Origin of the sequence: Paenibacillus tepidiphilus (assembly GCF_008635795.1) — a bacterium.
Classification (GTDB): Bacteria; Bacillota; Bacilli; order Paenibacillales; family Paenibacillaceae; genus Paenibacillus_AQ; species Paenibacillus_AQ tepidiphilus.
The window spans coordinates 179,129-201,367 of sequence record NZ_VWRQ01000012.1 but is presented as its reverse complement, the minus strand read 5'-3'; the positions used below and the strand labels follow the sequence as shown (position 1 = coordinate 201,367).

Sequence of the window (22,239 nt, the reverse complement as noted above, 5' to 3'; positions counted from 1 at the left end):
GATTGGCATTCACTCACTCGTACCTCCTCCAAAAGCATAAACAAAGCAGGGCTCCTTCCCTCCCTAAGGTTATGTTGTCCTTAGGTTCTTCGGTAGTATGAGCCCCTCGGACTCCCTTCCCACAGACGGTTCATTTCATCTTTTAGACTTATAGAGCGTCTCTTTACGGGTTTCTAAAAAAAAAAAAAAAAATTCCGTGTGGGGGAGGGTCTCGTAAGTTCAATGCATTATCTTTCAATCCATGCCGATCCCTCTACGCCGGAGGATTCTTCACTGTTGCTCCAAGTTCTGTACAGCTTCCTTGGCCTTCGTCCATGCCTACGGGACTCGGCATCCTCTGTTCCCCTTCGCAGGGCCTTTTTAACGACGCGGCAGGATTCACTTGATGTTACGGCCTGGATTGTCGCTCGCCCGGTCTCTGACCCGTACTTTTGTCGATGCGCTTTTACACACAGATTTCGCCATGCGCAAGCATCCTAGCTACAAGGGCGGCTTGGCCCCTCCCTTGGTTGGACTTTCACCAACTAGATAATGCGTGCCTCTGGGCACGCTAAGCAGGAAAAGAAGTGCAGGAAGCCTTGAATGCTCCTGCACTTCTTTTCCTGTCTGCTGCCGAACGTTAAGGCGAACATAAACTTAAGCCTGATGTAAGTAATATTTAAGGTGAATCGATAGCACCCACGCCGCTCATAAGCTAAATTAATAGAGTGTTACATGAATAGAGATATGACCAATGATCCGCATCCTTGAAAGGAATGAATAGCATGAGTATTTTGCAGGTGAAGGCGCTGAATAAAGTATACCCTGGAAAAGTCGTGACCCATGCCTTGACGGATATCCATTTGACCATCGAGCCGGGAGAGTTCGTAGGGATCATGGGACCGTCAGGCAGCGGCAAAACAACACTGCTGCATATGGTTTCCACGATTGATGTGCCCAGCTCCGGCGAGGTGTTAATTAACGGCAGCAATCCTTATCAGCTAAGAACCAAGGAGCTGGCATTATTTCGCCGCCGGGAGCTTGGCTTTGTATTTCAGGATTTCAATCTGCTGGACACCTTAACTGTCGCAGAGAATATCGTGCTTCCGCTGACGCTGGACAACTACCGGCTGCCGGTGATGGAAGAGAGGCTGAAGCAAATTGCCGGGCGCCTGAACATAACCTCGATATTAAACAAACGTACCTATGAAATATCCGGAGGGCAGCGCCAGCGGACGGCGATCGCCAGGGCGGTGATCGCGGCCCCATCGCTGCTGCTCGCCGACGAGCCCACAGGTGCGCTCGATTCAACCTCTGCAAGGACTGTCATGGAATCGCTGGCCGACATCAACGAACAGCAGGGCACTACGCTGATGCTGGTCACTCATGATCCGCTCGCAGCCAGCTACTGCCAGCGGATTGTGTTTATCAAGGATGGGCGTCTGGCCGGGGAAATTCACCGCGGCGAGAATCGGCAATCCTTTTTTCAGAAAATCATTGATACTTTGTCTTTCTGGGGAGGGCACCGGAATGAGTTTTGCTCAGTTCGCGTGGAATAATGTCCGGCGCAACGGGCGTGCTTACACGGCATATTTATTCAGCAGCGCATTTATGGTGATGATATTCTTTACGTTTGCCGTCTTCTTCTATCATCCTGAGATTCGGCAGGCTTCTATGGGCAAAATGACGTTAGTCAGCATGCAGGTTGCTGCGTATGTAGTGTTTATTTTTGCAATCTTTTTTGTGCTCTACTCGATCAGTGCCTTCCTGAAAGCCCGCAACAAGGAATTCGGTATTTTAATGATGCTGGGCGCACGGGCAGGACAGATGAACGGCCTGATATTCCTGGAGAATATGATCATCGGCACAGCTTCCATCGTGACCGGAATCGCCGGCGGGCTGCTGTTGTCCAAGCTGTTTTTGCTGTTCAGAACTAAAATGATCGGTATGGACGAGCTGCCCTTTTATTGGCCAGTGAAGGCCATACTATTGACGACGGGCTGCTTTGCTGCCTTGTTTATGGCGATCTCGCTGTTTACGCTGCTGTTTATCCGCAAAAGCCGGGTGCTGGAGCTTTTGACGGGCAGCAGCAAGCCGAAGCGGGAGCCGAAAGCTTCAATTTGGCTTTCCCTGCTGGGCGCGATTTTGCTGGCTGCCAGTTTTCTGCTCCTTGGAAAAGCTGCTCTATCTCCGGAAGTTCTGATGATCGCCGCTTTTTCCGGCATTGCCGGTACCTATTTCTTTTACTCCCAGCTGTCCGTTCTCCTCATTCGGTTACTGCAACGAAATCGCAAGCGGGTATGGCGCGGCACTAATTTGCTATGGATATCCGAGATCAGCTATAAGCTGAAGGATAATGCCAGGATGCTGTTTCTGGTGACAATTGTTACTTCAGTCGCCTGCATCAGCGCAGGCTTTGTACTCGCCGTTAATCAAGACAACAAACAGCAGTATATTAACAATAAATTTGCGCTCAGCTATGATGTATTTCAGCCAAAGCTTATGGATGCGGAGCTGGCCGTTATTGATCAGCCTATGCAGGAAGCGGGCATCGCTTATCAGCGGTATCGGATAGACAGTGTCCTTGCAATGCTGCAAGATGGGGTCCAAGACCCAACCAAGAGCAGCGATGTAGAGTTTGTTCGTGCAAGCCAGATTAGTCAACTGGCAGCTTTGCTGGAGATACCGCCGCTAGAGCCTCTGTCCGGACAAACGGCTGTTGCGGTATATGCGGACTCCAAGCGTTTGCCAAAGCAGCCTTATAAGCTTGAGGGAACCGAAGCCAGAATTACAATTGTGCAGGAAATCAGCTTGCGCCAGTTGGGGGGCGTTAGTGAAGCCGGGGCTATGCTCATTGTTGATGATGCCCTATACAACAAATTATCAGCTGATTTACTAAGCAGACCGAAGTTCTTCTATCATGTACCTGCCTGGACAGAGCTTCCCTCGCGGCAAGATGAGCAATCCAGGATTGGTGCAGAGCTGTACGCATGGAATCAGCAGCAAATCGATGAGTACTTGGGAAGCGCCTCAGAATCTCGTAATTTCCCCAACATTTTGACGGTTCGTTCCGAAAAATACTTGAGCACGAAAGATACGACCTCCGTGTTCAGCTTTATCGGGGTTTTTATCGCCTTAATCTTTTCCATTTCGATGGCAAGCTTTTTGTACTTCAAGCTTTATACTGAGCTATCCGCCGACAGTCGGACGTACCGTGCCCTTTCCAAGATCGGGCTGAGCAGCAGAGAAATGCGGGCGGCGGCTACGAAGCAAATTGCTTTTCTCTTCTTTGTGCCGATTCCGATATCAGCGATACAAACACTTGTGGTACTGAAGCCTCTACTGGAGCAGATACGTCTCGCCTATATTGATGTCTATACGGCTACTTTTACAGTGGCGCTGGCTTTCCTGGCCGCCCAGACCCTCTACTTTATCATCGCGAGATCGCGTTATGTCCGGGCGTTGCAGAGAATGATGATCTAAAGTGCTAAAGATGAAACAAGAGACTGCCGACGATATCCATCGGTAGTCTCTTTGGGTTTGGTTTGCTGCTTTCAATTCACAAATATCTCTTTGACCGAAGTCACTTTGTCTCCCTGGGTAACAACCTCAAACGGACTTTTCAACGGCACCTCACCATCACCGTATAGAAAAGTCATAAATTCCTGCTTGCTCTTCGTGGAATAGATTCGGTCGCCATCCTTATCCTGTACAAATAGAGTCCCTGTATCATAAAATGTATATTCCGTGTTGTTATCAACCGTGAAGTCCTTTATATCCTCAGAGGTATTGAGAATGTAGTAGCCATTAGGCATATCTTTAGCCGTCAGGCCTAATTCTTTGATCCGATCTCCGTCTTCAGATTCAATAAACTCGAAATCATCGAGCTTGAGCACATTTCCCTCCAAGGCAATATACCCTGTATAGAGTTGTTTCTCCGCCGCTGACTCATTACTGTATTCTTTAACCGTCTCCGAAATTGCCGCAATATCCGCAGACATTTGAGAATAATCCGCTTCTGTTTCATCCGTATATTCAACGCCTGACGGATAGGCTAGCACATAAGAATATTGATCGGTAGTGAATACAAGACTTCTCATGCCAGCCCCATTTTGCGCTTGCTCATTTGTCATTTTGCCAGGATAACGAATGATCGCAAATAATTGGCCTTGGGCGCTGCTTTTCCCTATAGATTCTTTATGTAAGAAGACTGCATAGTTATCAAATTCCTCAACCGAATATTTATTATTCCAGCTCGCCGGGAGCTCTAATGAAAATCCTAAACTTGGATTTGTGTAAGTGAAATAATCAGCATATGAATCAGCCTGCGTTGAATCTGATGCCGGGGCTATTGAAGCGGCAGGGGAGGCTTTACTGGTACAACCAGACAACATAGTAATAGTAAAAATAAAAAGGATGATGTTAAGCTGGAATCTTCGCATATAAATCCCCTTATCTTTTTTCTAAAGTTTACCATACAAGGCTCCATTCCGGTACCGAACCGTATGCTTTATTGCCTTATATTTTCCGGGGGAGATGCCTGCACTCTTCTTGAAGCTCCGGATGAAATTAGCATAATCGCTGAACCCGGAGAGCTCACAGGCGTCAGCAACGGATTTGCCGGCGGCGAGATGGCTTTTGGCGAGCGATACGCGCTGGTCAATGATATAGGAACGTATCGTAAGTCCGGTATGCTCCCTGAACAGCCGGCTGATATATTTGCTGCTGTAATGAAACTCCTGCTCCAGATGTCCGGAAGAAATGTCTTCTGCCAGATGGCTTTTGATATAGGACATTGTATTGCTGACCAATTCAGGCATGATATTGTACGGACTGTGTGTCGAAGAGCGGTAGAGGGTGTTGATGAATACAAGCAGCTGGGCTGCGTAGGCTTCAGCCAGAATATCCTGCCCATACTCTTCTGAACGGAGACAGGCGATCAATTGTGCAGCCAATCCCGTGTAATATACGATCTGCTCCTGCGTTAGCCGTGTCAGATTGTTCTTTCCAAAGGCATGCGATTCGAAACAGGAGGACAAGCTGGAACGGCGGCTTGAAAGCTTGTTCATTGCTGTTTCTCTGATATTTAGTCCGATCCGTTCATACGTTTGGGTATCCAGGCAAATACACCGGTGCAGTTCCCCCGGGCGGATAAGAATTAAATCTCCAGGCACCAGCTTGTAGCAGGATTGTTCCAGATACATGAGAGAATTGCCCCTGAGGAACAGATAGACCTCATAAGCATCATGGCGGTGATAAGGCAGCGTAGGATCAATCAGCTCAGTAGTGGATGTATTGTGGAAGCAGATCAGCTCTTCCTTGATCGGTGAAAAAATATGGCCGGTATCCTGCATCATAGCAATCCATCCTTTTCCGTAAAACTTAGGGATCAGTGGCATTCGCGCAATAATAAACCGTTTTACTGCAAAGATTCTGCCTTCTATACCTAATATAATACATATAAAGGAAGCGTTTGCAAGTGTTGCTAGAATGATGGACAAGCTGTGTGTATCCTACAGCCGCTTCGAACAAACGGGAGGTGGTACAGGCTTCATAAATGCAGTGACCTATTCAAGTAGAGGAGATGGATAAATGTTAACTGGTGTTAAAAAATCAATGTGTACTTTACTGGCAGCTGTAACTGTACTGACGGCAGTTCTGGTTCCTGCGCCTCCCAAAGCTTCGGCTGCAAGTGATGTCACAGTAAATCTGTCTTCGGAGAAACAAGTCATCCGCGGTTTTGGGGGGATCAATCTTCCGGCCTGGATTGGAGATCTGACGGCGGCACAAAGAGAAACTGCGTTCGGCAACGGGGCGAACCAGCTGGGCTTCTCTGTCCTGCGAATTTATGTAGATGAGAATAAGAATAACTGGTACAGGGAAGTAGATACGGCAAAGGCCGCTATTGCCAAAGGAGCTACTGTCTTTGCTTCGCCCTGGAACCCGCCAACTGACATGACGGAAACCTTTACCCGCAACGGTGAATCCGCTAAGCGGCTAAGATATGACAAGTATGCTGCCTATGCGCAGCATCTGAATGACTTCGTTACGTACATGAAGAATAACGGAGTAGACCTCTATGCGATTTCTGTGCAGAATGAACCGGATTATGCCCATACCTGGACGTGGTGGACACCTGAAGAAATGCTCAGGTTCATGAAAGAAAACGCCGGGTCCATCAATTGCCGGGTGATCGCTCCCGAATCCTTCTCCTATCTCAAAAACATGTCTGATCCCATCCTGAATGACCCGCAAGCCCTGGCCAATATGGATATTCTGGGTGCACACACTTACGGCACTTCGTTCAGCAACTTCCCGTACCCGCTGTTTAAGCAAAAAGGGGCAGGGAAGGAGCTGTGGATGACGGAGGTGTACTATCCCAATAGTAATAACTACTCGGCTAATCTTTGGCCTGAGGCACTGGAAGTAGCCTATCATATGCATAACGCCATGGTCGAAGCGGATTTCCAGGCCTATGTATGGTGGTACATCCGCCGCCAATACGGCCCGATGAATGAGGACGGCACGATCAGCAAGCGCGGGGACAGTATGGCGCAGTTCTCCAAATTCATCCGTCCCGGATATGTAAGAGTGGATGCCACGAAGAATCCGGAAACGAATGTTTACACCTCGGCTTACAAGGGTGACAACAAGGTGGTCATTGTAGCCATCAACAAAGGCACATCCGCGGTGAATCAAAGGTTTGTCCTGCAGAATGGGACGGCTTCAAGCGTATCCTCTTGGGTTACCGATGCGTCCAGAAAGGTTGCTGCAGGAGCGTCAGCCACTGTGTCCAGCAATGCTTTTACAGCTCAGCTTCCTGCACAGAGTGTGACGACCTTTGTAGCAGCACTGGGCAGCGGCAGCGGCACCATAAACGGAACGGTTTATGAAGCCGAAACAGGTACAACCTTGACCGCAGCAGTAACCGAAACAACCAACTCGGGCTATAACGGCAGCAGTTACGTCAACTTCACCGCTTTAACGGATGCCGCGATCCAGTGGAACAGTATTTACTGCGCGACTGCAAGCACCAAATATGTGAAGTTCCGCTATGCACTGGCTTCAGGAACACGAAACCTGGATGTATACGTGAATGGAACCAAGGTCATCACCAATTTGGCCTTTGCTGAAACCGGGAGTTGGACAACCTGGGGCGAGAAAACCATTCAGGTTCCGATGAATGTCGGGAACAACACGCTCAAAGTAGTGACAACGGGGGCAGATGGACCCAATATAGATAGCATCGCTGTTACACTAACGCCCAATTAAATAAAGCAGCGCCCCATACAGCGACAGGTTCATATTTTCACCTGTCTGCTATATGGGGCGCTTGTCAGCTTGGGAGCATTCTTTTATTGTTGCTCAAGAATTCTATAGATCAGCATGGCCGCTTCGGCACGTGTCGAAGGTGCAGCAGGGAGGAGCTGCTGTCGGGCGTCTCCCTTGATGAGACCTGCTGCTGTAAGTGTCGCAATATCCTCGGCCGCATAACCGGAAATCCGGTTGCGGTCGGTAAAGCTGTCCAATACTGAGGTTGGTATCGTTTCTACCTTCCAGCCTTCTGCAGCCTTTAGGGCTCTGGCCGCCATAACAAACATCTCTTGTCTGGTAATCGGATCATGCGGATGATATAGGCCGCCCGGCTGACCGGTAACCACTCCAAGCTTCTGGGCAGTCATAAGCTCCTGATAGAAATAATCCCCCGGTGACACATCCGTGAATCCGGCTCCTTCCGGCGCGTGAAGTCCCAGACCCCGAACCAGCAAAAGTGCAAAATCCGCACGTGAAACGGACTGTTCCGGTCTGAACTCACTTTCTGACATCCCGTTAATAATGCCTTTGGACGCAAGCACTTCTACGGCGAACTTGGCCCAATGGGGAGGGGAGATATCCGCAAATGTCTTGTGATTATAGACCACTGCATACTGCCCGGAAGGTTGAGTCATTGCAAAGATGGCTTGCTGCTTCTCTCCGTTATACTCTGCGTTAATCACAGGCTGGATCAATCCCTTATCATTGACGCTCCATACTACAATAAATGAGTTATTGGCTGCAGGAACGGCCGGCGCATGGGGAAGTCCGATCTCTATGGCCGAATGCAGACTGTCGGGTTGAAGCTTGGTTCCTTCCAGGTGAAGCTCAATCTCAACCAGCGGACTGCCGCCGAGCTTAGCCTTTAGCTGCTCTTCAGCATCGACAGTTCTGAGTGATAAGGTCACTGTCTTTGCACCATCCAGCATCTCCGCAGAGAACACACCGTCAGGTAACTTAACCGTCGCTAAGGTTGAGCTGATCTCAAGCTGCAAGGGGATAGCTCCTGGGCGAAAAGCGGACGCAGGGAGGCTAATCTCGGCTTCCTTTATGTCCTTGGCTGTGGCTGGATCAGCGGCAAGCTGAATCCGGAGAAGCTTATCGCCTGCCGAATCGGCTTTGGCTAAGGCAAGTATTTTTTCCAGGGAGGACTCATTCAGTACAGCCTTGGCTTTCCCTGCATGAACAGTTACGGGCAATTCCACTCTGACGCTGCCGTCCAGCAGCAGGACCGTAGTCACAGCATCTACAGCGGCAGTTCCAGTGCTGCCTGTGTCCGGCGCTGCGGTTGGACTTGGTGAAGGCGTCGGTTCCGGTGTAGCGGAAGGCCCCGCTGTAGCGGAAGGGCTTGGCGATGGACTTGTCCCCGGCTCTTCAGTTCCCGGATCTTCAAAAGGAATAAACTTCAGGAAATCACCCCAGATGATATTTCCTTCCGCATCCCTCGAATAAGTGGTGACGGGTTGTAAGCTTGCAAAGTTAGCATCCGTTAGCTGCTTGCCGGACTTGTTGACTGACGCTGCTCCATCGGACATGAAGTTATTGTCAGCAGCCAGGGAAGCGGGATATTGGTCTTTGCCGATGCTCTTCGTCTGGTAGGATATAAAGCCGTCGATCTTGAAGTCTGGAGTAATCTTGTCATACGTGGTGAAGCTAAGGTTCCCGCGGGTGTTATTAAATCCGGTGTTGTTAATCGCGATAACTCCCGGGTTACTGTTACTGGTGAACCCGTAAGCGCCGTTGCCGAAGGCAATGGAATTACGGATGGTATGGGTGACGTGAATACCTTCGCCGCCCAGCTTGAAGCCATTCTTATCCCCGGCGCCAACCGTTCCGTCCGTTAAATATCCGTTATTGAAGGCTGCGCTATTCTCGATCAATACAGGACCGATTGCGCCTGAGCCTGCCTTCGTGTATAAATCCCAGCCGTCGTCGATGTTATTATGTGCCAGGCAGCCTCTGAAGATATTTCCGATGCCGGAAGTCAGCTTCGCTGCGAAGCCGTCTGCATTATTGTCGGACGGATCGCGGTTATCGAAGGAGGTGCTGTTCAAAATTAAGTTGTAGGATGGCCATTCGGCTATGTCTTGTGCGGTGCCGTCCGTCCGGCTGATTTGCAGGCCTGTGTCACCGTTGGCATAGAAGCGGCTATTCTCAACGATGTTATAGTTGCCTCCAACCGTAAAGCCCTTGGTATTGGCAGCTGAGCGGGTGAAATCAAGCCCTTTTATATGCCAATAGTTGCCGCTGAGCAGCACACCCTCTGATTTTTTGTCAAAATCAATGATGGGCCTTGCACCGGGTGCAGCCTCCAGGACTTTTCTCGCGGCCTCAGTACCATCATTGTACTTGGCAATCACAAGCGGTGATTTCCGCACATAACGGCCGTCGAGCACAATAATATGCTGACCCGGCTTGACATAATCAATCGCAGTATCAATATCCAGCGGAAGCTCAAGGGTTCCATCCCCGGCGCTTGTTCCTGCAGGCGATACATAGATATCTTCTCCCTCGCCATAGCTGTTCCTGGTTACGGTGAAGTTATGGACGATTTTATCGTAAGAGGTCAGATACTGGGTATCCTCCGGCCAGAACGTAACGCTGAAGTTCGTATCTCCTTGTTCACCGATGACCGCCGGAATCGCAAGCCGCTTATCGGCTATGGCCTCCAGATCCTGTGCGATGATCTTGGAGCCCTGCTTCACCGTTACGGTTCCGCCCACATTAGGACGGACAATCAGCTGATAGTCCGGCACAGAGGTCTTGCTGCGGGACAGTATGCTCAGGCTTGGTGTTACCGGAGCTGCCGGTGGTTCAACCTTCGGTGAATCCGTAGCTGCGCTTGTCACCGTCAACTCGATATTACGGATATCTATCGTAGCAAGTCGTGCCGCATAGAATCCGACATACATCGAGGAGTCTTGTACCTTCAGAATATCCGGCTCAAAGTGGATGGCTTCCTGATCATTGTTGATCCGGCCTGTGAAGCCGCTGTTCGTCTTGGACAGTGTCAGGCGATAAGGCGCTGCAGGGGCCGTGTTGCCGGGCGCAGGCCGTTCGTTCTTGAGCATGATCGTCTCAATGCCCTGGCTTCCGGTGCCATCGGGCTTCTCAACGCCGGAGCGGATGAACAGCTGGGTGCCCAGAGGGCTTTTGGTGCCGCCGCTGTAACCGCCGATGGCCGCGATATTCGAAGCGAATACGCTGCTGTTTCCGGGTGTTCCAATGGCGTCACGCGCCATGATGCCAAATGACTCTTGGCCGTCATATGGCGTTTTGGCGTAAGCCAGCACTTCAATATCCGCAGACAGCACGAAATTATCTTCCGCCGCATCAAGCTCTGTGTAGTAGAAGGTAATGCCATCGTGGTCCTCGGTGACCTTGCCGCCGCCTTCCAGTGCGATCAGCTCGATCGTCCCGTCTTCCTTTTGAAGCATTTTGTTATTTGCGGCAGAGGTAGATTGGCCGAAAGTGATACTGTGCCATACAGGCTCTGCCTTTTCCTTTACAGTGACAGCATACGTAATCGGCGGAATGGAAGAATCATCAGGTATGATTCCAATATCATAGACTCCGGCCTGTTTGTTATCGAACCTGGAGCTGTCGAGCTTATAGCCGCTCAGAACCTCCCGGTCCTCGTTGTCATACACTTTCGATACAACAAGCTGATCGCTGTTAAAGGGATCATTAATGAAGAAAGTCGTTGCCGGATAGTTAGTGACTTCGATACCGACGAGTTGCTTGATTTGGACCTTAACAGTGAAAGCTGCTGTTAATCCTTTGTGGGTTACCTTGATTTCCTTGTCTCCCGGTGTCTGGGTATTGAGAGGGGAGACGGTGTACTCGTCTTTGGTCAGCCTTACCTGGGTGTTATCCGAGTAGTGAGCATACAGAACCAATCCGTCTAATTGCAGGGAATCCCCGATGTAATATACGGTTTGCTTGGGCTCATGCCTAATCTCTAATTTGGATAGTGTCGCATCTATGACTTCGACATTAAAGGCAGTCGTGCTTGCCGGGGTCTCTGCTGATGTGACCACGACTTCAACCGAACCGGATTTTGTAAACGTATAAGGATGCTGTTCCGTCACCGGCTGACCATTAATGGAGAGGGTATAGAGATCATTCGTCAGTTCTTTGAAGAGGAAGCCGTCATTATAATTGGCCGCAACAACTAATCCCACAGGATCTAAGACATCCCCCGGGTAATAGATAGTTTTGGCCGGCTCATATTTAACGGATAATGAGGTCACGGTTAACGGCAGAATGTGCAGCGAAATATCTACGGAAGCGCCGTTATAATGAATGGTCACTGTATTGTCCCCAGCCTTACTGCTGTCAAAGCCGGTCACGATGTAATCAGCAGGAGAGAGGATGGCTTCGCTGTTATCCGAGAAGAGTGCTTTAATGACCAATCCGCTCAGATCCAGAGGTTCGCCCACCAGATAATCGGTTTTCGTCATCCCGCTCGTATCGGCAGACAAGCCGGTTACCCTCTTGGTTTCGACCTGCAGGTCCAGCTCACTGAACGTAACGGTTGCATCCCGGGCCACATAGATACCGGCAAAGATCGTATCGGTAAACGTATCCTCCAGGGTCACGATCTCCGTCTGGCCATCCACGCTTAGCAAGTACGTATTTCCCGATTTCTTGAGGCTAAGCTCATAGACTTCACCACCAGCAGGGGCATTACTTCCGCTAAATGGATTCAATTTCACTTGCGCAGTCTTTTTATAGAAGCCTTTCATCGCTAAATCCAGCGCACCAACAGCGGCATAATTGGAGGTGGTGGTGCCGGAATCACCATTGCTGCCGACCGTATCCCTAAGCATAAGTCCGAAGGATTTCTGATTCGGTGAGCTGACATCGCTCCTTGTATTAAATGCGGACACATTCGCTCTGGCTTTAAGCTCAAAGTTCAGGTCAGCGGGAAGCTCTTTGTAATAAAAAGATAATCCCTCATCGCCGCCTGAGATCTTACCGCCGTAAGTAGTCATTGTTACTGTAGATTCGTTCACAACAGCGGGCTCGGGGTTCTTAACTGCGGACGTATTTGCTCCGAAGGCGCTGAACGCCCAAGGACCCAGATCCGGATCTGCTTGTCCTTCTAGAAGGAGTTGAACATTACGGAAGGTGACGGTCGTATTTCTGGCGGTATACAGGCCGGCATATTGGATAGAGCCGGCGAAGCTATCGATGATCTTGATTTCATTGCCAATCTGTACGGTATACAAATTCCCGTTTTTCTTAATGCTTAAATCGTATTCTTCTCCCTGGGCCGGCCGGTTGGCAGCCTCAAACCCAAGCCTCTGCAGAGTGCCTTTCTCTAATTTGTGAAACGCTTTCATTTCTTGGTCCAATGCACCTGCAGCCACGTAATCTCCGGAGTAGGCTCCGAATTGATTGTCCCACACATTGCTCCGCAGCATAATGCCGAAGGATACCTGATTATTGGCCGCCCAAGTATCAACATGGGCTGTTGCTTTTAATTCAAAATTCACTCCCGGATCAATCTCTTGATAGTAATAAGCTATTCCTTCTGTGCTGCCCGCTATTTTACCTCTGTCGTTTGAACTGCGAAGGGTAACCGTTCCATCGCCTTGCTCAGTGATGCCAAAGTTCACCGGCGTAATTTTGTCCTGAGCTCCTACATCACCAAAAACACTGCCTTTCCACTTACTCTGGCTCTGAATGTTGATCATCCCGTCTTGAGGAGCATTTCCTTCTTCTGCAGACACAGATAGTGGAAAGGATGAAAGCAGGAGCAGGAAGCTTAAAAACATGGCTGACAAACGTTTTGGTTTTTTCACAACGATTAAAATCTCTCCTTATTGGACCGATTTTGACCAACGTAACAATTTGATCTCTGACATTATACGTTACCTGTGAAAAGTACAGCCATAATCAATACTCCATAATCCGCTGCGCAGAAGGGATGGGAGGGAGGATGTGAGTTAATGACACTTGGTTTATGCGGAATTTAGGAGGGGCCCTTTAATCAGGAAGGATACGGTCGAAATTCGCATCGATGTCCACAATAAGTTTTAATAGACGGTCTTTGGGGTACGTGAAGTTGCCTTCGGCCCAATATTCAAGCATCGAGATACAGCCTTGAAGATGGTATGTAGCCATGAACATCCATTCTTCATCCCTCTCCAGGTGATTCGTCTCATAATCCCAGATATCAATGTACTTCTGCTCAAGGAGAGAAATGATCCGCTCATGAATGCTCCGGTTTCTGCTCTTGTCCAGGAACATACGCATCAGCCTTGGATTGTTGTACACGTAATGGATCAGCTTTTCAAACAATAATTTATACGAATGAGTGGGATCTCCGATAAAAATCGCGGCAAGCTCTTCCATGACATTATTTTCGATCTGTTCATACAAATCGTAAACATCTTTATAATGCGTGTAAAAGGTAGCCCTGTGAATATCCGCCTTGTCCGTTAATTCTCTAACGGTAATATTGTGCAGTTCTTTTTCGGTTAATAACTCGGCCAACGCGTCCCAGAGCGCTCTTGTTGTCTTTTTCACCCGCCGGTCCTCTTTGTTCATATGCTCACCTTCCATCCTGTGATAAACGACTTCATGTCTATTATGTTGCAACTCTCGTCGAAATACAATTGCGGCTGCAAAGCGACAATATTCGCTCGGAGTGTCGTTTGGACGACATTATTGCGACGAATTGGATATAGAAAGACGACTCCGTGTCTATTAAAATGTGGAATAGAACGTTCCTTTGACAGATACAGACGGGAGGAAACCATGGATATTGTGATCAAGCAGCTCCGCAAAGCGGATTTTGGCAAAGCCCGAAACTTCGCGGTTGAAGGCATGCATTTACATTGGTATGCAAGCAGTAAGATGGAAATATATTTTTACAGCAAGTATTTCTGGTATTTAGAGATTTCCAAAGCTACCCAGACATTGGGCGCGTACATGGGAGATCAGTTAGTGGGCGTATTATTGGCCGATATGAAGAACGAGCCGACAATCTTCACTTCATTCTGGTATAAGCTGTATGTAAAAAGCGTCGGCTTTCTCATAAACCTTGGTTATAGCAAGGCATCTAACAACTATGAAAGTGCAAACTCAAAGATGTTAGAACACTTCAGGAATAAGCATACACCGGATGGGGAAATCAACTTCTTTGCAGTGGACCCGGCGATTAAAGGAAAGGGAATTGGCACCTTATTGCTGCAGGAGCTGGAAAGAGAAGAGCAGGGGAAACTGATTTATCTGTATACGGACAGCGGTTCTACTTATCAGTTCTATCTGCACCGGGGCTTCGAGATGTTTGAACAGCATGAGATTGAATTGCAGATCAACCGCAATATAGTGGAGCTGCAGTGTTTTTTATTTAGCAAGAGGCTGTAAATGAACGGGGAGGATTAGCATGGCTGCATTTGCCGGAATCAGAGCTTGTTTTGGTAATGAGAACAGAAATACAGGAAGACAACTTTCATGCGTTCTGGCAGGCGACCTTAAGATTATAGGAGGTTCAACAGGATAGAGCGGCAGTCTAAGACTTTAAAAATAAAGTTTAGACTGCCGCCATTGTTTTTAAACTAACGTTTCCCGTTTCTCAGAGTGACCCGGAGCGTCAATATGGTGTTAGCCGAAGGAAGTTCTGGAAGCAGCTATTGCATTTAAGGCGTTCTCAAAATAGCTATATACTTCATCTGCAATTCCCAGAAACTCTTCAACAAGTACATTACTATCCAAGTAACAAGCATACAGATAATCAACTAAAGCGGGGTCAATCTCACAATAGTTTATTATGGCGTTCTTCATCTTAAAAATGTCATCTTGCCATACACCTGTATCTTCTAAAACCAAAGAGTATAATGCACGCATTAATCTCTTAGAGTAACCTTTAATATATCTAGTTTTCATTGTGTTATCACTAGCATTTGAAAGTAAACTATGTATACGATTTACTTCCTCCTTGGTCTCTGTATTTAAGTCTAAAATGAACTCTGGTGAAATAATTATCGGTGGTACTTTTTCACCAACGTCATGACCATATATACAAACACAAATTATCTTTACCCAAAACCCCCACTCATTTGGTTTACTTAATACATCGTCAATCGAGCAAATTATCGTATCAATCTTAGTTACTACTGGATATTCTTCCAAAAGCCTGTCTTTAATATTTGACAATCTTTCGTGATCAATATCTTTGGGATTTACACATACAATAGTAAAGTCTGCATCTGACTTAAAAGGTTTAGCAGTTCCTTTTGGAATCGAGCCACACATATAAATGCTATGAATCTTACCTTTAAATTCGGTAAGTATATTATAAATATACTTATCAACTAAATCCTTATATTCACTTTGTATTACAATTCTATTTATAACTTTCTCTAATATCATATAGACTCCCCCTAAACTGAGAACTTCTTTCGGCTAACGTCTTTTTGCGAACTTCGTAAATTCGTCATGACTTAAGTTATTCGCGAAGTCATTCAACTATCCTGCCGCTAGCTTAATGAGGCATTGTCAGTCTAAAACTTTATTTTCTCAGTCTATATAAGTTGAACCTAAGATTAGGCTGAATAAGGCCGGAAAGTGAATTAAAGTTATGGACTTCCGTACGCTGCCCATTCCCGTTCTCCAGATGAATACCGCTAGGTGCTGTTGAATTCGCTGACAGCAGGCTCTATCCGGCTCTGTTTAGGTATGATGAACGAAAAGCAACCCCTACTCAACAAGGATAAATGTATTTCGTACAACTATTTGTTAGGTATGCACCCATCTTTAAAGGATAGATGTATTTTGTGCAACTAAAATCAGCATATTGAGATCAAACTGCCTTAAAGCAAGAAAATAGATGTACGGAATGCAACTATAGCCGGGAAACGGTCTGTTTAGATGGATATAGTTGTACAAACTGCAATTAGCTTAGCAGCGGGTAGTGAGGTCATTAAGAGCAATAGCTGCTGTCGCCTTTAGTCATGGGTGCTCTTGGCCTTCCTCATCTATCTTATTGATTTGACCAGTGTGGAGGATAACCACGATCTACATTTCAGCAGCTTAAAACGATGACAGCCCGTGCTTCGCCTATCAGCTTTTACTGCGTAAAGCCATCAGTCGGAGGCCGGGACTGCAACAAGCGGTATAAATCAAGAAATCTACGGGCGGGAAGCGACCGGAAGTCCAAATCTTTTCTTGCGTCACGGCTAATCCCAACACAAAAATCTTTAGTTCAATCTATATAGAAGTTTATTTTCTTATGACAGAGAGCAATGATATTAGCTGAGCTACCTTGTTAGATTGATAAATTTTCGGATATCCATTATCATGAAAGCGTTCAATCCCATCATAGAAAGAGCACATTAAATTACGAGGTGAGCAGAATGAGATACAGAAGATTGGGTAAGACAGAACTGGATGTATCCGTCGTAGGCGTGGGCACATGGCAGTTTGGCGGTGACTGGGGCCAGGATTACACCCAGAAGGAAGTCGATGCCATTCTCTACCGGGCCAAGGAACTGGGTATTAATTTGATTGATACAGCCGAATGCTACGGACCTCACCATATGTCGGAGAGCTTTATCGGCGATTTCATGTCACGGGACCGGCGTGAGGATTGGGTGATTGCAACCAAGTTCGGCCACCTGTGGCATGATCACTGGACCAATGCCTGGAGCGTGGATCAGATTCGCGTGCAGCTGGAAGAATCCCTGAGAGCCCTCAGAACGGATTATGTCGATCTGTATCAGTTCCATTCCGGATCGGATGAGGCGTTCAATAACGACGATTTGTGGACCATGCTGGACAAGCAGGTGCAGGCCGGCAACATCCGCAATCTCGGGATCTCCATCGGCAGCAACGATAATCTGCATCAGACGAGCAGGGCTACCGAGTTTAACGCGAAGGCTATTCAAGTGGTGTATAACCGTCTGGACCAGAAGCCGGAAGAAAGGGTATTCCCTTCCTGCCAGGAGCAGGATCTTGGGGTATTGGCAAGAGTCCCGCTGGCCAGCGGCTATCTGAGCGGCAAATACAAGCCGGGCACCGTGTTCAGTGACAATGTCAGAAAGGGACGCGAGCGCGAAGAGATCGATGAGAAGCTGAGGCTGGTGAGTGAAATCCAGCAGAACGAAGTACCGGAAGGTGTCGACATGGCCTCGTGGGCCCTTGCCTGGTGTCTGAAGCATCCGGCCGTTAGCTGCGTAATTCCCGGATGTAAGAGTCCGGAGCAGGTGGAAGCAAACGCCAGGGCTGCAGATCTGGAGCTGTAAGCGGACTGAATAGACATAAGCTAAATGGAAAGCCGCCAAATTAGCGGCTTTTTATATTTTGACACAAAAAACAGGAAACCGGTTTCCGCACGCTTAATACGCAGTAATAGGGAGCATTTCCCAGATAAACCTCCATTTTATAGCTCAAAAGCTCATTTGACCGCGCTCAGGTCCGGACACTATAATCAGAATCAGGAAAATTCATTGGAGCAGAAGCAGCAATCGCCGCTTTATTTCGCCTTATTCGTGCAAGCGCATACAATGGAGCTTTTCCGTCAATCCATGGGGGTGATGGATGGTTTGGTGCAGGTAATGATGGAATAGCAGGAGGTTCTTTTATTCGCTTTTTTGCAAACGTTTGCGCAGTAAACGATGGTGGCTTTACACTCAATCATTCCTCAGGAGGTAGTTTATTTGGTAAGAAATCAAACGAGGCGTTTCCTTTCCTGGCTGGTCATTGTTGCGCTCTGCTTCAGCTTGTTCGGTCCATCAGGCAGTGCAACTGCCAGCAATACCAACTATACGGTTACTTACACCAACAGTACGGCTACGGCGGTAACCCTGCACTGGACGGCCAACAACTGGTCGAGCTCTACAGACACCGCAATGACAAGAAACGGAACGACCTTTACAGCCAATTTATCTGTCGCTGAAGGTGCTACCTTAACGTACTGTTATCACATTACCGCTCCGACTGACAGTTGGGACAATAACGGCGGTAAGAACTGGACCGTAACCGTTCCCGCCCCCGGCAGATACGAAGCAGAGAATGCGGCCCTTTCCGGCGGTGCCAAGGTAAACACCAACCATACCGGTTACTCGGGGGCTGGCTTCGTCGAAGGATATACGGCCAGCGGTGCTTCCACTGCCTTTACCGTGCAGGCTACAGCTGCCGGCACCTATAACGCAATCCTGCGTTATGCGAACGCCACCGGCAGCGCCAAGACGGTATCTGTCTATGTGAACGGGACCAAGATCAAGCAAACCGCATTAGCCAATCTAAGCAGCTGGGACACCTGGGGCGAACAGAGCGAATCGCTCAGCCTGCAGGCCGGCAGCAATACCATCACCTACAAATACGACTCAACCGACAGCGGAAATATTAATATTGATTATGTAACGATCCAGGCCGGAACAACTCCAACGGCAACCCCGACAGCAACGGTTCAGCCTACGGCAACTCCTACGAATACTCCAACAGCAACTCCTACACCTACGAATACACCAACTCCAACGGCAACTCCAACACCAACAGCGACACCTACAGCAACGCCTACAGCCACCGTAACACCGTCACCTACAGCAACGGCAGCCGGCATTACGGTCCATGTGAAGAAACCGTCCGGCTGGAACTCCGCCATGCGCATCCATTACTGGAACTTGAGTCCGTCATCGGTACCGATCAGCGGAGCGTGGCCCGGTATTCTCATGCAGGCAGACGGGAACGACTGGTATAGCTACACTATTCCTGGTGCGGCAAGCACCAGCCTGATCTTCAATGACAGCAACGGCAAACAGACAGGCGATTTAACCCGCAATGTCAAAGAAAGCTGGTACTATACAGACAATGTCTGGTATACCGCCAATCCGGAAGCGCTGAAGACACCGGTCATCACCGTCTCACCAGCTCCCAAAACATACGATGTTGCACAAACGGTTGCATTAACCGGCAGCAACACCGGGGACAAAATTTACTATACAACCAACGGCTCGACACCGACGACAGCCTCGGCCTTATATACTGCTCCTATTCAGGTATCGTCATCCATGACGATCAAAGCGTTTGGCGTTAACGCGGACGGCGTGGCAGGCAGTGTAGCCTCTTTTGCCTATGTGATTGACCTGAACGCCGATCTGCAGCCGCCGGTCATTACGCCAAATCTGCCTGTAGGCCAGTCCGCTACAGCGGTCAATGTCTCTTTTAACATCAAAGACAACAAAACCGCAGCCGTAACCGCCTACTATACGGATAATGGCTCAGAGCCTACAACCAGCTCCAAAGTATACCTTACGGGGAATGTACTTGCCGGAGTGACCGGACCGCAGATTCTGATCGCCAAAACAACCACCCTGAAGTTCCTGGTGATTGACGCCGCCGGCAACCGTACGACCCAAAGCTTCGTCTACAGCATCGGCAGCAAAGGGGATTTCCGCGAGGATACGATCTACTTCGTGATGACCTCCCGCTTCTACGACGGCGATACCAGCAACAACGTTCATTCCTGGGATGATGCCAAAGCCGGCAATCCGGATGCCGATCCCGCCTGGAGAGGGGATTTCAAGGGACTGATCCAAAAGCTTGATTACATCAAGGCGCTTGGCTTCAGTGCCATCTGGATTACACCTGTCGTGCAGAATGCCAGCGGTTATGATTATCACGGCTATCACGCGATTAATTTTGCCAAAGTCGATCCAAGGTACGAATCCGCAGGCGCCTCCTATCAGGAGCTGATCACGGCAGCTCATGCCAAAGGCATCAAGATCATTCAGGATATCGTCGTCAATCATACCGGCAACTTCGGGGAGGAGAACCTGTTCCCGATGTTCAAGAAGGACCCTACGAAGCCGGATACGATTGCGAATATGCTCAAAATCACCAACAAGCTGCCGGCCAATTACGATACCATGACACCGGATCAGCAGTATCAGGCCAGACTGGCCCTGATGAAGACGGCGGAGACCAACAACAATATTTATCACACGGAAAAAAGCCTCTCCTGGGAGTCCTACACCGTCCAGACCGGACAGATCGCCGGGGATTGCGTGGACCTCAACACGGAGAATCCCGTTGTTAATCAGTATCTGATCGACAGCTACAACCAGTACATTGATATGGGCGTGGATGCTTTCCGGGTGGATACGGTGAAGCATGTTAGCCGGTATATCTTCAACAAATACTTCGTTCCGGCGTGGAAGGAGAGAGGCGGCTCCAACTTCTTCATCTTCGGCGAGGTGGCGACCCGGTACAGAGATGTCTGGAACAGCGGCATCCCGGCGATTTCGACGCCGTTCTATACCTGGAAATCGGCAAAGGCCTACCCTGGCGACGGCAAAAATGACTACGCTACCAACAAGCTGTCCGTCGAACAGGAATGGGCAGACAATTCCACAACGGCGGGCCAGCCGACGTCGAACAATGCTTTTCTGATCGGCAATAATTATCATACTCCGGACTACTCGATGAAATCCGGCATGGATGTGATCGACTTCCCGATGCACTGGGCATTCAAGACCGCGCAGGAAGCGTTCAGCATGCGCAGCGGAGACCAGTTCTATAATGATGCGACCTGGAACGTGACTTATGTCGATTCCCACGACTATGCCCCTGACCAGGCGCCGGAGAACCAGCGTTTTGCCGGAACACAGGACACCTGGGCCGAGAACCTGGCGCTGATGTTCACCTTCCGCGGCATCCCGGCCATCTACTACGGCTCGGAGATCGAGTTCCAGAAGGGGAAGGCGATTGACGTCGGCCCGAATGCGCCGCTCAGTACCACAGGACGTGCATATTTCGGCGATCATATTGAAGGCAGCGTCACCGTGCAGGATTTCGGCAGATATACGAACGCCACGGGCACACTCGCTGAATCCCTGAATCATCCGCTGGCCAAACACATCCGTCAGCTCAATCTGATCCGGAGAGCCGTACCTGCCCTGCAAAAGGGACAGTATTCCACAGAGAATGTCAGCGGAAATCTGGCCTTCAAGAGACGCTATACCGATGCCTCCAAGGGCATCGACAGCTTTGCGCTGGTCACCATCTCCGGCAACGCCACCTTCACGGGCATCCCGAACGGAACCTATGTGGATGCGGTGACGGGAGATACCAAGACGGTAACAGGCGGCAGCATTACGCTGAACTGCTCCGGCAAAGGCAACGCCAGAGTCTACGTGCTGAACGGCAGCGGCGGGATCGGCGAGAGCGGGACTTATTTAAAGTAGGGAAAGAATGCTCCATTAAAAAGCTATTGCACCCCCTGCCAAAATGGCAGGGGGTTATTTGTGCGGTGTTGTGCTGTTGATCAAGGTAAGGTATGATTTGAAAATGTTCATCATTTCGAGTGGAAATAAATATATCCTGGAGGCATAACAACCATGAATCAGCGTTTTCGTATCACCCGTTCCATGCAGGAAAACAATACAGAGCCATACATTTCATTGGAGGAGTGTAAAGAGTACTTTGCAGCGAAAGCCGACTTTTCGTATTCAGATACCTTTACCGTTAAAGGGCCGGAAAGCATGATGACGATTAATGGGGATTTTTTCATGTGGCAGCTTGGGGATGCACAAATCCCATTCCGGCTGTACTCGGGAGATCTATATGTAGCCGTGGCCCATGAAGCCGTTGTTCCCAAAATGGTTGAAGTTGCGACCGATCTGCAGGCAGATATCGTTGAAGGGTAGACTGTTATAACCTAACCGGTCTTGATAGGGTGAGACATCTGTGTCCGACTTGAAGCCAGAGTCGGCGCGGATCTCTGTCTGCATCTCATCTGTGAGCAGGTGCTGATCTCGCAGACGTTTTTTACAGCACGACCAACATAGTGTATCTGAGGTTAGTTTCCTTATTCTTAGGATATATCAACAAATGTTCTTTAAACATCAATGGCCTTGCTTCAGTGTTGCATTATAATCTATAGGTGTGTATTTGATAGTGATTATTTAGGGCACAAAGGGAAGGGTGGTTATC

At 48.8% G+C, this 22,239-nt stretch carries 13 protein-coding genes; 8 read left to right on the top strand and 5 right to left on the bottom strand.

Annotation, left to right across the window (positions count from 1 at the left end; translation table 11 throughout):
• Window positions 1-764: 764 nt before the first annotated feature.
• Window positions 765-1,538: an ABC transporter ATP-binding protein gene (locus tag F1379_RS16920; protein WP_150271885.1), complete on the top strand. Its 774-nt coding sequence runs from the start codon at window positions 765-767 to the stop codon at window positions 1,536-1,538.
• On the top strand, window positions 1,510-3,462 hold the full coding sequence (locus tag F1379_RS16915; RefSeq protein ID WP_150271882.1) for an FtsX-like permease family protein: 1,953 nt from the start codon (window positions 1,510-1,512) through the stop codon (window positions 3,460-3,462). The genes F1379_RS16920 and F1379_RS16915 overlap by 29 nt, the downstream gene beginning before the upstream one ends.
• 71 nt (window positions 3,463-3,533) lie before the next feature.
• Here the strand turns inward: F1379_RS16915 and F1379_RS16910 are convergent, their stop codons facing one another.
• The gene (locus F1379_RS16910; RefSeq protein WP_150271880.1) at window positions 3,534-4,421 is read right to left on the bottom strand and encodes a hypothetical protein; all 888 of its coding nucleotides are present in this window, start codon (window positions 4,419-4,421) and stop codon (window positions 3,534-3,536) included.
• Window positions 4,422-4,442: 21 nt separating this feature from the next.
• Complete coding sequence (locus F1379_RS16905; RefSeq protein ID WP_162551192.1) at window positions 4,443-5,336, bottom strand: helix-turn-helix transcriptional regulator; 894 nt, start codon at window positions 5,334-5,336, stop codon at window positions 4,443-4,445.
• A 235-nt stretch (window positions 5,337-5,571) separates the two neighbouring features.
• Between F1379_RS16905 and xynC the strand changes: the two genes are divergently transcribed.
• On the top strand, window positions 5,572-7,251 hold the full coding sequence (gene xynC, locus F1379_RS16900; RefSeq protein WP_150271875.1) for a glucuronoarabinoxylan endo-1,4-beta-xylanase XynC: 1,680 nt from the start codon (window positions 5,572-5,574) through the stop codon (window positions 7,249-7,251).
• A gap of 83 nt (window positions 7,252-7,334) precedes the next feature.
• Here the strand turns inward: xynC and F1379_RS16895 are convergent, their stop codons facing one another.
• The gene (locus F1379_RS16895) at window positions 7,335-12,995 is read right to left on the bottom strand and encodes a bacterial Ig-like domain-containing protein (RefSeq protein WP_476739483.1); all 5,661 of its coding nucleotides are present in this window, start codon (window positions 12,993-12,995) and stop codon (window positions 7,335-7,337) included.
• A 292-nt stretch (window positions 12,996-13,287) separates the two neighbouring features.
• Window positions 13,288-13,830, bottom strand: coding sequence for a TetR/AcrR family transcriptional regulator (locus F1379_RS16890; protein ID WP_239004707.1), 543 nt, complete (start codon window positions 13,828-13,830; stop codon window positions 13,288-13,290).
• Between the two features lie 231 nt (window positions 13,831-14,061).
• Here F1379_RS16890 and F1379_RS16885 point away from each other — a divergent pair, with 231 nt between their 5' ends.
• On the top strand, window positions 14,062-14,673 hold the full coding sequence (locus F1379_RS16885) for a GNAT family N-acetyltransferase (protein WP_150271868.1): 612 nt from the start codon (window positions 14,062-14,064) through the stop codon (window positions 14,671-14,673).
• 237 nt (window positions 14,674-14,910) lie between these two features.
• Here the strand turns inward: F1379_RS16885 and F1379_RS16880 are convergent, their stop codons facing one another.
• Window positions 14,911-15,678 (bottom strand): nucleotidyltransferase domain-containing protein, encoded by a 768-nt coding sequence (locus F1379_RS16880; RefSeq protein ID WP_150271866.1) that lies wholly within the window; start codon window positions 15,676-15,678, stop codon window positions 14,911-14,913.
• 983 nt (window positions 15,679-16,661) lie between these two features.
• On the opposite strand from F1379_RS16880, the gene F1379_RS16875 reads away from it, so the two are divergent.
• The 4 genes from F1379_RS16875 to F1379_RS16860 all read left to right on the top strand — a co-directional run bounded on the left by F1379_RS16875 (window position 16,662) and on the right by F1379_RS16860 (window position 21,953).
• Window positions 16,662-17,549 (top strand): aldo/keto reductase, encoded by an 888-nt coding sequence (locus F1379_RS16875; protein WP_150271864.1) that lies wholly within the window; start codon window positions 16,662-16,664, stop codon window positions 17,547-17,549.
• 24 nt (window positions 17,550-17,573) lie between these two features.
• Complete coding sequence (locus F1379_RS16870; RefSeq protein ID WP_150271861.1) at window positions 17,574-17,873, top strand: hypothetical protein; 300 nt, start codon at window positions 17,574-17,576, stop codon at window positions 17,871-17,873.
• A gap of 90 nt (window positions 17,874-17,963) precedes the next feature.
• Window positions 17,964-21,491, top strand: a complete 3,528-nt coding sequence (locus F1379_RS16865) for an alpha-amylase family glycosyl hydrolase (protein ID WP_150271859.1) — start codon at window positions 17,964-17,966, stop codon at window positions 21,489-21,491.
• A 153-nt stretch (window positions 21,492-21,644) separates the two neighbouring features.
• The gene (locus F1379_RS16860; RefSeq protein ID WP_150271857.1) at window positions 21,645-21,953 is read left to right on the top strand and encodes a hypothetical protein; all 309 of its coding nucleotides are present in this window, start codon (window positions 21,645-21,647) and stop codon (window positions 21,951-21,953) included.
• The last annotated feature ends 286 nt before the right edge of the window (window positions 21,954-22,239 follow it).